Here is a 14,203-nt window from a genome sequence, read left to right as displayed (position 1 = left end):
CCCCGTCCCATGGCCAAGTCCGCTGCAGCCTCCGACTCGACAGACTCCCCGCTGGGCAAGTACCAGCGCAAGCGCGACTTTGCGGCCACGCCGGAACCGAGCGGCAAGCAGGTCCCTCGGACCGCGAAGGCCGGCAAGGGCAAGGCCGCCGCCGGCAACGGCGCCCACCCGTTCGTCATCCAGAAGCACGCGGCGCGCCGGCTGCATTACGACTTCCGGCTGGAACTGGACGGCACGCTCAAGAGCTGGGCCGTGCCGAAGGGTCCCAGCTACGATCCGGCAGACAAGCGCATGGCCGTGCACGTGGAAGACCATCCGCTCGATTACGCCGATTTCGAGGGGGTCATCCCCGCCGGCCACTACGGTGCGGGCACGGTGATCGTCTGGGATCGCGGCGAATGGATTCCCGATACGGACCCCGAGGCCGGCTATCGGGACGGCAAGCTCAAGTTCGAACTGCGCGGTGAAAAGCTGCAGGGCCACTGGACGCTGGTACGCATGGGCGGCAAGAAGGCGCGCGACGACAACGCATGGCTGCTGATCAAGGAGCGCGACGAATACGCGCGGCCCGCGTCGGAGTTCGACGTGGTGGAGGCCATGCCCGACAGCGTGCTGGCCGGCACGGCCAAGGCGCCGACGAAAAAGGCCGCGACCGGGAAGGACAAGCCAGCCTCGAAAAAGACGTCGAAGACGGGCAGCCAAGGCGACAAGGCCGACAGCAAGATGCCCGCGCTGCCAGCCGGCGCCAAAAAGGCCGCCCTGCCCCTGGCGCTGGCGCCGCAGCTGGCCACGCTGGTCGACAAGCCGCCCGCCGACCCCAGCCAATGGCAATTCGAGATCAAGTTCGACGGCTACCGCATCGTGGCGCGCATCGACGGCGCCGATGTACGGCTGTTCACCCGCAATGGCAACGACTGGACCACGAAGCTGCGCGCGCTCGCGGCCGAGATCGCCGCGCTGGGCTGGCCCGACGGCTGGCTCGACGGCGAAATCGTCGTGGTGGACAAGGACGGCATCACCGACTTCCAGGCGCTGCAGAATGCCTTCGAAACCGCGCATGCCGAATCGATCCAGTTCTACGTGTTTGACTTGCCCTGGTTTGCCGGGCATGACCTGCGCGCGGTGCCGCTGGCCGAGCGACGGGCCCTGCTGCGCGGGCTGCTGGCCAGTCACACGTCGGGCCGCGTGCGCTTCAGCGACAACTTCGAAGGCGCCCCGGCCGACATGCTCGATGCAGCGTGCCGCATGAAGCTCGAAGGCATCATCGGCAAGCGCGTGGATGCGCCCTACGTCAGTTCGCGCGCGCCGTCATGGATCAAGCTCAAGTGCCAGAACCGGCAGGAATTCGTGATCGGCGGCTACACCGACCCCAAGGGCAGCCGCAGCGGGCTCGGATCGCTGCTGCTGGGCGTGCATGATGCCGACGGCAAACTGCGCTATGTCGGCAATGTCGGCACCGGCTTCGACACGGCCATGCTCGATGCGCTGCGCAAGCAGCTCGAACCGCTGCGCACCGACGACACGCCGTTCGACCCGCTGCCGCGCGGCATCAAGGGCCATTGGGTCAAGCCCAGGCTGGTGGCCGAGGTGACCTTCGGCGCCTGGACCCGCGAAGGGCGCATTCGCCATTCCGTGTTCCACGCCCTGCGCACCGACAAGCCGGCGGCCTCGGTCACGCTGGAGGTGCCCGCCAAGGCGGACGCGCCGGGCCGCACGCCCTCGGGAAAGACCGCCATGAAAGCCGCCACGAAGACTGCTACCAAGACTGCCACCAAGGCCGCCACCAGCGCCGCCACCAAGACCACCGCAAGTGCGCCCGCGCGAAAAGGCGCCAAGGCCGCCATCGGCAATGTCGTGGTCAGCCATGCCGACCGCGTGATCGACAAGTCCACCGGGCTGACCAAGGGCGATCTGGTCGGCTACTACGCCCACGCCTCCGATCTGATGCTGCCGTTCCTGCGCGGGCGCCCGCTGGCGCTGGTTCGCGCGCCCTCCGGCATCGACGGCGAGCAGTTCTTCCAGCGCCATGGCGACACGCTGCACCTGAAGGGCGTCAACGCCCTGGACCCCGAACTCTGGCCCGGCCATCCGCCCCTGCTGGAGATCACCTCGGCCGCCGCCATCGTGGAAGCGGCGCAGCTGAACGTCGTGGAATTCCACACCTGGAATGCCAGGGCGCGCAACATCGACAAGCCCGACCAGATCGTCTTCGACATCGACCCGGGCGAAGGCGTCAGCTGGCGCGAGATCCAGGAGGCGGCCAGCCTGGTCAAGGCGCTGCTCGACGCACTGTCGCTGCAGAGCTTCCTGAAAACCAGCGGCGGCAAGGGGCTGCATGTGGTGGTGCCGCTGGCCGCGCGCGCGGGCTGGGATGCCGTGCGCGACTTCGCGCAGGACGCGGTGACGCACATGGCCCGCACGATCCCCGAACGCTTTGTGTCAAAGAGCGGTCCGCGCAACCGGGTTGGCAAGATTTTCATTGATTACCTGCGCAATGGTGTCGGCGCTACCACGGCGGCCGCCTTCTCGGCGCGGGCGCGTCCCGGCCTCGGCGTGTCGATTCCTGTCAGCTGGGATGAACTGGATGACCTGACGGGCGCCGCGCAATGGACGATCGCCAACGTGGCGAGCCGCCTGGACGAACTGGCGCGCCACGACCCCTGGGCTGGCCACGACAAGGTTCGCCAGACGCTGACCCAGGCCCGCAGGCAGCTCGTCGCCGCCTGAAGCGCGGCGCACGCCTCCCCCACGCCACAACGCCCGTCCCCTGTCGGCGTCCGTCTGTCAGCCATCGCGCCATGTGCGGCACGGTTCTTGCCACACTGCACCCAGAACCCGGGCCTGTCGCCGCCCCGGTTGGACTGGAAACGATGAAACAAGACCCCGATCCCTGGTACTCGAGCGAATTCTGGCAGCGCGCCCTGATCGGCGTGCTGATGCTCGCACTGGCTTATCTGCTGGCTTCCCCGGCGGACGCACGCGCCGCAGGTATGCGGCTGCACGTCTACGCCCCGGGCGGCTGACGTTTGCCGGCCGCGCAACGCACCAATGTCATAAATACAATCGATATGGGCGGAATGAAGGTAAAAACTACAATTCAGGATAGGTCGGCGCCACCTCGGGACGCCGCTTCGGGCCGCGTCGCGCCGGTTGGTGCCCTGCGCTCGCCCGACTTTGCCATGATCAAAGCCAAAGCGGCGTTGTCTGCCGCCCGTCAGCCATGAATGCCACGCCTGCCCACCACCCGACGCGTCGACCGCTCGTCCTCAATGTCGAGGGCCGCGAGGGGCCGCGCTACGTCAAGAGCCGTATCCTGAACCGCGCGGACTTCGCCGTGCTAGAGGCATCCGACGGCCAGGCCGCGCTGTCGCTGGTTCGTCAGCACGCGCCAGACTTGGTGCTGCTGGCGGGCCCGCTTTCCGACATCGATGGCCTGGACGTCTGCCGCCTGATCAAGAGCGATCCGCAGACTGCCCGGACCATGGTGCTGCTGACCTCGCCCGGCGTGACGGACTCGCATCGCCGCGTGCAGGCGCTGGACGGCGGCGCGGACAGTTTTCTGGTGGAACCGGTGGAGCCCGAGGAACTGGTGTCGAACATCAACGCGCTGCTGCGCATGCGGGGCGCCGAGGACGCCTACCGGCGCACCTCGCAGGCGCTGCACGAGAACGAAGACCTGTTCCGCCAACTGGCCGAGGCCTTCGCCGATGTGGTCTGGATCATCGATCCCGCGGCCAACCGCTTCCTGTTCATGAGTCCCTCCTTCGAGGCCTTGTGGGGCCGCCCGGCCGATTCGGTCAAGCACGATCCCACCTGCTGGCTGAAGTGGGTGACATCGGACGATCGCGCGCGCCTGGAAGCCGAATGGCAGAGCATGCTGCGCGACGGCCGCCTGGATTCGGAATTCCAGCTCGAACGCCCGAACGGCGAGATCCGCGAAGTGCATATGCGGGCGTTCCCGGTACGCGGCGCCGATGGGCGATGCCTGCGCGTGGCCGGCATCTGCCAGGACGTTACGCGCCACAACCGCGCCGAGCGCACCCTGCATAACGAAGAGCGCCGCAAGGACGAATTCCTGGCCATGCTGGCGCACGAACTGCGCAATCCGCTGGCGCCGATGCGCAGCGCCGTGGACCTGCTTCAGCAGTTTTCGCCAAGCCGCGAAGACATGTTCCGCGCGCGCGACATCATCAGCCGCCAGCTGCATCACCTCACCCGCCTGGTGGACGAACTGCTCGATGTGTCTCGCTTCAACCAGGGCAAGATCACCCTGCGCCGCGACCTGGTGGAACTGCGCGGCGCCCTGAACACGGCGGTGGAAACCGTGCGGCCGCTGCTGGAATCGCGCCGCCACACGCTGCGCCTGGCGCTGCCGGAGCAGCCGCTGCCGGTGCGGGGCGATATGGTGCGGCTCACGCAGATCTTTGCCAACCTGCTGCACAACGCGGCCAAGTTCACGCCCGAAGGCGGCCAGATCGCCGTCGAGGCCACGGCCTCCGATGGCAAGGTCGTGGTGCGCGTGCGCGACAACGGCAACGGGCTGTCGACAGACATGCAGCGGCAACTCTTTGACCCGCTGGCGCCTGCAGCGGGCGGCGGCGACGCGGACGCACACGGCGCCGGCGAACACGATGACCGGCTGGCTGCCGAACGCGCGGCGCAGCAGCCCGCTCAGCCATCGCAGCAGGCCCAGGCCGAAGACCCGCAGGCGGGCATCACGGACCCCGATGCCTTTGCCGCGCGTGAAGGCGCCGGCATCGGCCTGACGCTGGTCCAGAAACTGGTGACCCTGCACGGCGGACGCATCAGCGCCGAAAGCCCGGGCCGGAACCTTGGCAGTACCTTCATCGTCGAACTGCCAGTGGAGCCCTGGCAGACCTGGCATCCGACGAGCGGCAAGACCCGCGTGGCCTCCACGGCCGCGCACACGATCATGCTCGTGGATGACAACATCGACGCCCTGGAGGCCATGACGATGACACTGGAGACGCTGGGGCACACCGTGGTGACCGCGCCCGATGGCCAGAGCGCCATCGCGTGCGCCGCCAGCGTGCGACCGGACGTCGTCCTGCTGGATCTGGGCATGCCGACCATGGACGGCTTCGAAACCGCCCGGCGGCTGCGCGAGATTCCCGAACTGCGCAATGCCCGGCTGGTGGCGCTGACCGGATTCGGCCAGCCCGACGACCGGCGCCGTACCCGCGCCGCCGGCTTCGACATGCATCTGGTGAAGCCAGCGGATCTCAACGCACTGACGCGCCTGCTCGAGGAACTGGACGCCTGAGGAGCAAGCGCCCGCACAAGGAACGCAATGCATATCACACCCGAACCGGATATCACACCACCGAAGCCGGAAACGCCGCCGCCGGAGCCGCCTGACACGACGCCGGAACCGGTCAACGATCCGCCTCCCGGCGACCTGCCCCCACCACCGCCGCAGCGCGCGGGCCTGGCGGCCCCGCGCGGCGTGATCGGCTGACCGACCATGTCGCGCGCAATCTGGAAAGGCGCCATCAGCTTCGGGCTGGTGAACATCCCCATATCGGTCAAGCCTGCGTCACGCACGCAGTCGCTCGATCTCGACTTGCTGGACAAGCGCGACATGGCGCCGGTGGGGTATCAGCGCATCAACAAGCACACCGGCAAGCCGGTGGAGCGCGACGATATCGTCAAGGGCTACGAGTACGAAAAGGACGAGTACGTCGTCCTGACTGACGAGGACTTCCGGCAGGCCAACGTGGAAGCCACCCAGACCGTGGATATCGTCAGCTTCGTGGACGCCGCCGCGATTCCGCCCTATTTCTTCGACACCCCTTACTACCTGGAGCCGGACAAGCGCGGCGAACGCGGCTATGCACTGCTGCACGAAACCATGCGCAAGACCGGACGCGCCGCCCTGGCGCTGGTGGTGCTGCGCAACCGCCAGCATCTGGCGGCGTTGCTGGTCGCCGGCAAGGCGCTGGTCCTCAACACGATGCGCTTCGCCGACGAAGTGGTGCCGGTGGCCGACCTGAGCCTGCCCGGCGGCAAGAAGCACGCCGCCAGCGCCCGCGAGGTACAGATGGCCACCAGGCTCGTGGAAGACATGAGCGAGGACTTCCACCCCGAGCAATACCACGACACCTATCGCGAGGACTTGCTGGCCCGCATTCACGCCCGGGTCAAGGCCGGCAAGACGCATCTGCTGACGCCTGCCGCCGACGAGGCCACCGCGCCCGCGCGCAAGGGTGCCAAGGTGATCGACATGATGGCGCTGCTCAAGCAGAGCCTGGGACAACGGGACAAGCGTGGCGCAGCCGCTGGAGAGACGTCAGCCAACGATGGCGAGCCCGCGGAAGCAGCCACCACAGCGCGCAAGAAAACCGTCCGACGCGGTGCGGCGGGCAACCGCAAACCGGGCACCACCGGGCGGCCAGCAGGCACGAAGGCCTCGCCGAAGTCGTCTGCCACCGCGTCTGCCACCGCCAAGCGCAACGCCCGGACCGCCGCGAGCACCGCAAAGAAAGCCCCCGCGCGCAAAGCGACCGCGAAGAAAACAGTCAAGGCCACCGCACGCACCACCGCCCGCACCACCGCCCGCAAGGCCGCCTGAGCCCGGGCGTCCGTGATGCAGGTCGCCCCCACGCCCCCCGCCCGACGCACACGAAAAAGAGCCGCGACACGTGGGAGAGTCGCGGCTCAGCGCAGTGGCGACCTGGGTCGCCGCGCATCATCAACCGTTACTACCAATCTCGGACGGCAACACCTTCCTGCCTCAGCGTGATGACACCTTCAGGTTGTCCTTCACGGAATCCACCCCTTCCACCGACTTCACCGTGTCCACGGCCATCTGCTTCTGTTCGGCGCTCGGCACCGAACCGCTCAGGTCCACCACCCGATCCTTGGTCTTGACGTGGATGCCGGTGGACTTCAGATCCTTGGTCGCCAGCAGCTTGGTCTTGATCTTGGTTGTGAGGGCCCCGTCCGTCACGGCCTGCTTGGCATTGTCCGCGCCAGCATCCGTCCTGGATTCAGTGGTAGCCCCGGTCGTGCGGTCACCGTCGGTACGGCCGGACGTGCCCGCCGCATTGTTGGCAGGGGCCGGGTGCATTGCCGATCCGCTGGTCGTGCTCTTGTCGGCAATCTTCATGAAGCCGCCATTGTCGAGTGCGTGGGCGCCGCCGGCGGCAGCCAGCGCGGCAACCGTCAGGGCAATGCGAAGCTTGGGTACGATTTTCATGGGCGCTCTCCTTGTTTGCGTTGGATTCGCAGATGGATGATTGCCGGAACCATGGGCAGCGCGCCTGGCGCGCGTACGGCTTGTATGGCCTGTACGGCTTGCACGGTCACCGGCAGCTTGCCCATGACGCTGCAAATAGCGTTCCAAAGCCCTTCAAGGACGACACGTGGTGTGCCGAGGTCCGTACGGCAGGCCGATGCCCGAGAGCATGCGCCCACGTCGGCAGGCAGGCTCGCATGCCCTGCGGCCCTTCCCGCGTGAAAAGCATGCATGCGTTGTAAATCGGGGCAAAGCGCATGTCTCGCATGGGTTACCTGCATGTCTGCCAGATGCCATACCCCCGACTTTGGCGTTTGGCACGCGGATTGCTGCGCTATCCAATGCGGCAGCCCGCCGCGACTTGGACTTGGAGACAGCAATGGGACAGCAGCAAGGTAGCCAATCCGGACAGCAAGGTGGCCAATCCCAATCGGGACAAAGGCAGCAGGAGCAGCAAGGCGGCCAGCGCGGCAACCAGCAGCAAGGTAGCCAGGATCAGCAACGCCAGCAAGGTGGTGGTCAGATGGGCAACCAGGACAAGAGCTCCGGCCAGCACCAGCAGCAAAGCGGCACAGGCAGCCAGCAGGGATCGCAGCAAGGCTCCCAGCAGCAGAAGAACCGTCAGCAGTAATCCTGCCGACTTCCTCTCCTTTCCGGGCCCCGCAGTGACATCTCCACGGTTGTCACACCACGTCTGAAGTCAGGACGCGGCCTCATGGAAGCGGGACCCCGCGCCGGAACATCCGCCATGGATGTTCCGGCGTCTTTCGTTCTAGTCGGGCAGGCGTATCTTGCTTATTTGCTCCGGCTTGCAATCCCCTGCTCAGCCCAGCCGGCCCGACACCACCGCCAACGCCTGCCGCCACACTTCACGCTGCTGTTCGAGATAGTCGATGGCCTGCCGGCCGGTCAGGCTCAGCGGCTCGGCGCCGTCCTGCGCCAGGCGCTGCCGCAGCGATGGCTCGCGCAGGAGCCGGGCCAGTCGCGCGGACAACGCGATGCGGCGTACCTCTGGCACGCCAGGGGACGCCAGCACGCCATACCAGGCGTCTTGCTGCATGCCGGCAATGCCCGCTTCGGCGAATGTCGGCACCGCCGGCGCCAACGGACTACGCGCCCGGCCCGTCACCGCCAGGGCACGCACGCGGCCTTGCCGCATCAATGGCAACGCGGCCTGCAAGGTACTGACGAGCACTGCCACGTGCCCGCCCTGCAAGTCCACCAGCGCACGCGCGCTGCCGGGATACGGAACATGGGCCATGAAGACGCCGGCCTGCCGGCACATCAGTTCACCCACCAGATGGGCGCTGGAGTGCATGCCAAGCGAGGCATAGGCGATGTCCCCGGGACGTTGCCGGGCATCGTCGAGCAGGCGTTGCAGCGTGGCGCGAGCCTGTTCCGGCTGCGAGCGCGTGCCGTCGCCCGCCATCAGCAGCACGTGGGGCGTGCTGGCAACGATCGCCAGCGGATGCAGCTGGCGCGCCGGCGCCTCGGGGCTGCTGGCCAGCAGCGGCCCGATGCTGACCGAGCCGACCGTGCCAAGTAGCAGTGTCTGGCGGTCGGCGCCGGCGCGTGCGGCTTCATGCATCGCAATCTGGCCAGAGGCACCCGGTCGATTGTCGACGACCGTGGGTTCGCCGTCGGCGCCAAGACCGTCCGCCACGATGCGCGCGACATGGTCCGCGCCGCCACCGGCGGCATAGCCCACCAATAGATGCAGGGGCGGAGCCTCAGACGGAAACGGGGCAGCGGCGGCAGGCCGCCAGGGACGCGCGAACGGCATGGCCAGCAATGCCGCAATGACGCGCCGGCGAGCACGAACTGACATGAAGGCGGCGGCATGTGTCGGGAAAACTGCGGCATCGTAGCACCGCGCGCCAACGTCTGCCGCCCGGGCAAACCCGCCGGACGGATATCAACGTGTCCAGGCGCCCGTCATCTCATTGCTGCGGGGCGCGACAGGCCGCCCCGTTGCGGTTGGCGGCGGGGTCCATGCCGAAGACCGCCTGCGCGCCGCACTGCGAACCGAACATGCGGGCCTGGTCATGCCCCACGCCCACCACCTCGAACGACCGGTGCGCGCTGGGCTGCCCCGGCGTGGCCAGCACCTGCTCATAGCGCCAGTAAGCGCGTGCCCGCTGCAGGCGCGTGGGACCTTCGGCTTCGGCGCCGCAAGCCTTGTCCAGAACCCGATGGTTCGGATCGTTGTCTTCGCTGCCCACCATGTAGGTGACCTGGCGCTGCATGTAGCGCCGATAGAGCGTCATGCCATCGGCGCCGCGCGCGTAAGCCACCATGTCGCGCATGCCATAGCGGTATTTGTCGTAATCGGCACAGGTACTGGTGCTGTATGGCGCGAAGCGGCGGTAATCCGGCGCCACCGGACGGTCCGGCGTGAAGTACAGATAGGACGACGGATTGGCCACCACGTAGCGCAGGTCGATGCCGGACGCCCGCACCGTCTCGTCCACGTTGTTCAGCACGGCGTACCGATGCACGATCTGCGCCCCGCCCGAATGGCCGGCCACGGTGACCTTGCGCACCATCGGCAGGCGCTGCCTGTCGGTGACGTAGGCCAGCAGATCGTCGATCACCTGCAGAGAACTGACGCCGGCGCCGGGGCCGGACACCGCGTCTTCGCCGCCGATCCAGCCCTGCACCGTCCACACCGGCATGTTGTCGAAATGCTTGGCGGCGTCGGGCGTGCCCGGGAAATTGGGCGCCACCAGCAGCACCTCGTCGGGGTTCCGGCCGCTGGCCTTCAACAAGGCCGCGCCCGCGTCGTAGTAGTCGTCGCCATTGCGCTGCAAGCCATGCTGGACGAACACCACTTCGCGGATACCGCGCAGGTCGCCGTTCAGCGCGTGATTGGCATAGACCGGGAAGTCATAGCCGGCCCCATTGCCCAGGTGCACGCGCTGCCACTGGGGCTTGACTGCCGGTGCGCCGGGCGCGCCGGGTGTGGCAGCCATGGCAGCCGTTGTGCCGGTCTGGCCGGCACAACCGGCCAGCACCGAGACCGCCGCGACCAAGGCGGTGACGGCCAAATATTGCGTAATGCGGCGCATGAAGCTGTCTCCTTTGATGTTCTGGCCGCCCGCGCGCATCGGGCGAAACGCCAATACTACGGCCACGCCGGCCGCACGTAAAATATATGCCTCACAAGAATTCCATATGTTCTGGATATAGATCCATGGAACTGAGACACCTGCGTTACTTCCTGGCCGTGGCGGAAACCCGGTCCGTCACGCGCGCCGCCGAACAGCTTGGCATTCAGCAACCTCCGCTTTCGCAGCAACTCAAGGCACTGGAAGCCGAACTTGGCGTGACCCTGTTCGAACGGCTGCCGCGCGGCGTGGCGCTCACGCCTGCCGGCACGGCGCTGCATGCCGATGCGGTGGACCTGTTCGCCCGGGTCGAGCAGATGCGCGCACGCATGCAGCGCATGGCGCGGGGCGACGAAGGGGCGCTGGCCATCGGCTTCACCAGTTCCGCCGCCGCCCACAAGCTCACGCCCGAGGTACTGCGCGCCTGCCGCCGGCACTTTCCGCGCGTGGCGCTGTCCCTGACCGAATGCAACGCCGCGGAAGCGATCGAACGGCTGGCCGACGGCACGCTGAACGCCGCCCTGCTGCGCGCACCGGTATCGCATCCCGAGGGCGTGCGCTTCGACCTGCTGCTGGAAGAGGAAATGGTGATTGCCTTGCCGCTCGATCACGCCCTGCTGCGGCGCCGTGCCTTGCGCGGCCAGAACGCTGGGGCGCCTGTGTCGCTGAGCGAGCTGGCATCCGACCCGTTCATCCTGGTACGGCGACCGGGCGCGCCGGGCATGTACGGCGACCTGCTGCGCGAATGCGAGGCGCTTGGCTTCACGCCACGCATCGGCGCCGAAGTCGAACGGATGCTGACCAACCTGAATCTCGTCGCGGCCGGCGCCGGCGTGAGTGTGGTACCGGCATCGATGGCCGGCCTGAACCGTCACGGCGTGGCCTACTGCCGGATGGTCGAGGCCGACCGGCTGCGCGCACCGCTGACGCTCGGCTACCGCGAGGGCCAGGATGACGCCGCGCTGACGGCACTGGTGGCGCTGACCCACCGCATCGCCACACGCCACCGCAAGACAGCGCAGGAAGACGAATAGCTGCCAGCCGGGATCGCCGCAACGCTCCCGCGAGCACGGGGGCGATCCCCTGGCAACGCGGCGGGCGTCAGTGCAGCAGCCCAACCTCGAAGCGCCCGGCGGCCGTGCCGATCAGCAGGCCGCTGTTGTACAGGTAGGACGCGACCACCCCACCCGTTGCACCGATCACGCCCGGCACCGGACTGTTATAGGCCAGCGTGCCCGACGCCCCGTTACGCACGATGCGCGTGCCGTTCAGGTCGGCATTGACCTGCTCGCCTGTGGTGGCCATCACGCGATAGGCGCCATCGGCGGCGCCGGCCGCCAGGCCGGCCGTCGATTGCTGCGCGTAAATGTTCATGCCGTACGCCGTGGCCGAGCGCGTCAGGACCACCGGTACCGGCGCCCCATTGACCATGCCGCTGATCAGCGACCCGCTCAGCACGCCATCACCGGCCGCGATGGTGCCGCCCACGAAGTAATCGAACGCGTTGCGGGCAGCGTTCCAGACGATGTAGCCCTTGGTCGTGTTCGTACACGCGGCGTCATAGACGATATAGCCGCCGCTGGCCGTGGCCGCGCACGTCTGCCAGGTGGCCGCCGACGACCGCAGCCGCGCCGAGCCGTTGCGCACCGTGACCGATCCGTCGGCGACGGCGGTCTGGATGCCGTTGACGTTGTAGATATCGGCCACCGCCTTGTAGTCGGCAGAGACGTTCTGGAACGCCACCAGCGGCAGGAACCCGCCCCCCGATACCGGCTTGACGCCGCCCGCCAGCACACCGCCGCCGGTCAACGAGAACTGCGCGCCGTTTTCATCGCTGGCGTACGTGCAGCCACCCAGCGAGACGAGCTGTCCGCTCAGCACGGTGCTGGCCGCACGCTGGGCGCTGGCATCGATCGTCACGGTGTACTTGAGCGTGGCGGGGTCGATGCGGACCGACAGTTCCTCGCCATTGGTGTTGCCGCCCTTCCAGGTGGTGGCCACCGACGGCAGGTTCAGACAGGACTGCACGATGCCCGAAGCCCCTTCGCACGTGTAGTTGACGGCGGCGTCCGCGCTGCCGGTGCCCTTGTACCTGGGCCACGACGGATACTGGCACAGCGGCCGGGTGCGGCCGTAGGTGCCCACGTTGGTGTCCATCACTTCACGGGTGCCCGGCGCCGCGCCCATCTCGACCCAGTTTTCGAGTGCGGTCAGCGAATTCCACGCCGGCAGGAAGCTGCCCGTACCGTGGCCCATGCCGGGCACGGTATAGAACCGGATGCCCTGGTCCACCGCCGCCTGCCCCACCTGCGAAATGACGGCCTTGTACCACGCGATGGTGGAATTGGGGCTGATGACTTCGTCGGCCAGACCGTGCAGCATGATCAGGCGGCCACCCCTGGCCAGAAAGGCTGACAGGTCGGGATTCGTGGCGTCGGTCAGCGCCGACACGGCCTGCACGCGCGACGTCCAGCTGCCCGGGCTGGCCGGATCGAAGGTCAGCGCGTCGAACGTGGCGTTGCGGGTGACGAAGTATTTCACCCACTGGTCGCCGGTCACGTACATGTTGGCGTCTGCCGTGGTGGCCGGATTGCCGGGCACCGCACGCGTACCGAGGTCGCGCGTGGTGAATGGCCCCGCCACCAGCGCGCCTTCCATGAGGTTGTAGCCGCCGGCAACCGTCACGCCATTGGCCAGCGGATAGCCGAGCTGCAGCGGCTGCTCGATGGTCTTGACCGTGGCGATCTGCGCATCGGACAGGCAGGTGTCGCCGGTATCGGCGCCCCCCGCGCAACGCAGGCTGGCCAGCACCTGCATGGCGCCGACGCGGCAGCCCTCCACGTTACTGACGACCTTGTCGGCCACGCCGTCGAGCGTGTCGCACGCGTCCATGGCCGCCTTCTGCACCATCAGCGTCTTGTTGATATTGAGCCAGCCTGCACCGCCATTGAGGTACAGCGCCCGGCCCACGGCCACGTTCGACAGCCGCGTACCCGTGTAGTTGAGCGCGGGCTCGTTGGCGATCACGCCGGCGTAGTCCGCCGGCCATCGCTGGATATAGCGCAGCGCATCGCGGCCGCCCGTCGAGGTGCCGAGGAAATACGCGCGCACCGGCGCCTTGCCATAGCGTTGCGTGATCAGCGCGATCGCCACATCGTGCGTCTTCTTGAGCGTGTCGCCGCCATAGTTGGCCAGTTGCTCGTCATTGGTGGCAAAGCGGCCATCGGTGATGCTGGAACTCTGGTGACCCGAGTCGTCGCCCCACGTGGCGTAGCCACGCGACAGCGGTGCGGGGTCGCCGGGCAAGGCAAAGCGCACGGTCTCGGTGCCGTCGATCAGCGTGCCGTCAAAACCGCCACCACCGAACTGGATGCCTTTGCCATTCCACTGCGTGGGCAGATTGACGGCGAACTGAATGCTGGACGCCGACGCATCGACCGGGGCAATCGCGCCGCGCACCTGGCAGTACTCGCCCAGCGTGTTGCCGGGGGCATCGGCCGCGATCAGCGTGGCCTTGCTGACGATGGCGCCGCCCGAAGCCAAGGCCAGGCTCGACGCCGGCAGGCTCGCGCCATTGAGCGCGTTGCAGGCCTCCAGCGCACTGAGCGCCGGCGCGGTCGGTGCCGGTCCCGCATCACTGCCGGCCCCGGTGTTGCCCGTGTTGCCTGGGCTGGCCGTGGCGGGGGCATCCTCGCCGCCGCCGCAGGCGGACACCAGCAGTGCCACTGACAATGCAGCGGCCAGCCGCAACGCAGGGTGGCTGCCCATGTATCCGGTTGTCATCGTTCGTCTCCTCCAGTACAGCCGGTACTTGTGCCGGCATGCTGGAGCGAGACGG

At 67.7% G+C, this 14,203-nt stretch carries 11 protein-coding genes; 7 read left to right on the top strand and 4 right to left on the bottom strand.

Annotated elements, in window-relative coordinates:
- Positions 1–9 precede the first annotated feature (9 nt).
- From ligD to ku, 5 genes are all read left to right on the top strand, one after another.
- Positions 10–2,727: a DNA ligase D gene (gene ligD / locus AC3G88_RS09765; RefSeq protein ID WP_488893362.1), complete on the top strand. Its 2,718-nt coding sequence runs from the start codon at positions 10–12 to the stop codon at positions 2,725–2,727.
- 143 nt (positions 2,728–2,870) lie between these two features.
- A complete protein-coding gene (locus AC3G88_RS09760) occupies positions 2,871–3,023 on the top strand; it encodes a hypothetical protein (RefSeq protein WP_153949406.1) in 153 nt (50 codons plus the stop codon).
- Positions 3,024–3,220: 197 nt separating this feature from the next.
- Positions 3,221–5,284, top strand: a complete 2,064-nt coding sequence (locus AC3G88_RS09755) for a hybrid sensor histidine kinase/response regulator (RefSeq protein ID WP_488772703.1) — start codon at positions 3,221–3,223, stop codon at positions 5,282–5,284.
- Between the two features lie 27 nt (positions 5,285–5,311).
- On the top strand, positions 5,312–5,479 hold the full coding sequence (locus AC3G88_RS09750; RefSeq protein WP_488772704.1) for a hypothetical protein: 168 nt from the start codon (positions 5,312–5,314) through the stop codon (positions 5,477–5,479).
- 6 nt (positions 5,480–5,485) lie between these two features.
- On the top strand, positions 5,486–6,592 hold the full coding sequence (gene ku, locus AC3G88_RS09745) for a non-homologous end joining protein Ku (protein WP_488772705.1): 1,107 nt from the start codon (positions 5,486–5,488) through the stop codon (positions 6,590–6,592).
- A 162-nt stretch (positions 6,593–6,754) separates the two neighbouring features.
- Here the strand turns inward: ku and AC3G88_RS09740 are convergent, their stop codons facing one another.
- Entirely contained in the window at positions 6,755–7,219 is a 465-nt protein-coding gene (locus tag AC3G88_RS09740; protein ID WP_488772706.1) for a BON domain-containing protein, read from the bottom strand.
- Positions 7,220–7,637: 418 nt separating this feature from the next.
- Here AC3G88_RS09740 and AC3G88_RS09735 point away from each other — a divergent pair, with 418 nt between their 5' ends.
- Complete coding sequence (locus tag AC3G88_RS09735; RefSeq protein ID WP_092597492.1) at positions 7,638–7,889, top strand: hypothetical protein; 252 nt, start codon at positions 7,638–7,640, stop codon at positions 7,887–7,889.
- Between the two features lie 192 nt (positions 7,890–8,081).
- On the opposite strand, the gene AC3G88_RS09730 is transcribed toward AC3G88_RS09735, so the two are convergent.
- Together AC3G88_RS09730 and AC3G88_RS09725 are read right to left on the bottom strand one after the other, a co-directional pair.
- Complete coding sequence (locus tag AC3G88_RS09730; RefSeq protein WP_488772707.1) at positions 8,082–9,086, bottom strand: tripartite tricarboxylate transporter substrate binding protein; 1,005 nt, start codon at positions 9,084–9,086, stop codon at positions 8,082–8,084.
- 112 nt (positions 9,087–9,198) lie between these two features.
- Positions 9,199–10,326: an alpha/beta fold hydrolase gene (locus tag AC3G88_RS09725; protein WP_488772708.1), complete on the bottom strand. Its 1,128-nt coding sequence runs from the start codon at positions 10,324–10,326 to the stop codon at positions 9,199–9,201.
- A 125-nt stretch (positions 10,327–10,451) separates the two neighbouring features.
- Here AC3G88_RS09725 and AC3G88_RS09720 point away from each other — a divergent pair, with 125 nt between their 5' ends.
- Positions 10,452–11,399: a LysR family transcriptional regulator gene (locus AC3G88_RS09720; protein WP_488772709.1), complete on the top strand. Its 948-nt coding sequence runs from the start codon at positions 10,452–10,454 to the stop codon at positions 11,397–11,399.
- 67 nt (positions 11,400–11,466) lie between these two features.
- Here AC3G88_RS09720 and AC3G88_RS09715 read toward each other — a convergent pair whose 3' ends face one another.
- Positions 11,467–14,148, bottom strand: a complete 2,682-nt coding sequence (locus AC3G88_RS09715; RefSeq protein ID WP_488893361.1) for a tannase/feruloyl esterase family alpha/beta hydrolase — start codon at positions 14,146–14,148, stop codon at positions 11,467–11,469.
- Positions 14,149–14,203 lie beyond the last annotated feature (55 nt).

This window comes from Cupriavidus sp. 86D6 (genome assembly GCF_057815095.1).
Note: the sequence above shows the minus strand (reverse complement) of the source record. Positions and strands in the feature narration are given on the sequence as shown.

Coding starts and splice junctions, on each gene's coding strand:
- ligD (WP_488893362.1), top strand. CDS start 10: ATGGCCAAGTCCGCTGCAGCCTCCGACTCGACAGACTCCCCGCTGGGC.
- AC3G88_RS09760 (WP_153949406.1), top strand. CDS start 2,871: ATGAAACAAGACCCCGATCCCTGGTACTCGAGCGAATTCTGGCAGCGC.
- AC3G88_RS09755 (WP_488772703.1), top strand. CDS start 3,221: ATGAATGCCACGCCTGCCCACCACCCGACGCGTCGACCGCTCGTCCTC.
- AC3G88_RS09750 (WP_488772704.1), top strand. CDS start 5,312: ATGCATATCACACCCGAACCGGATATCACACCACCGAAGCCGGAAACG.
- ku (WP_488772705.1), top strand. CDS start 5,486: ATGTCGCGCGCAATCTGGAAAGGCGCCATCAGCTTCGGGCTGGTGAAC.
- AC3G88_RS09740 (WP_488772706.1), bottom strand. CDS start 7,219: ATGAAAATCGTACCCAAGCTTCGCATTGCCCTGACGGTTGCCGCGCTG.
- AC3G88_RS09735 (WP_092597492.1), top strand. CDS start 7,638: ATGGGACAGCAGCAAGGTAGCCAATCCGGACAGCAAGGTGGCCAATCC.
- AC3G88_RS09730 (WP_488772707.1), bottom strand. CDS start 9,086: ATGTCAGTTCGTGCTCGCCGGCGCGTCATTGCGGCATTGCTGGCCATG.
- AC3G88_RS09725 (WP_488772708.1), bottom strand. CDS start 10,326: ATGCGCCGCATTACGCAATATTTGGCCGTCACCGCCTTGGTCGCGGCG.
- AC3G88_RS09720 (WP_488772709.1), top strand. CDS start 10,452: ATGGAACTGAGACACCTGCGTTACTTCCTGGCCGTGGCGGAAACCCGG.
- AC3G88_RS09715 (WP_488893361.1), bottom strand. CDS start 14,148: ATGACAACCGGATACATGGGCAGCCACCCTGCGTTGCGGCTGGCCGCT.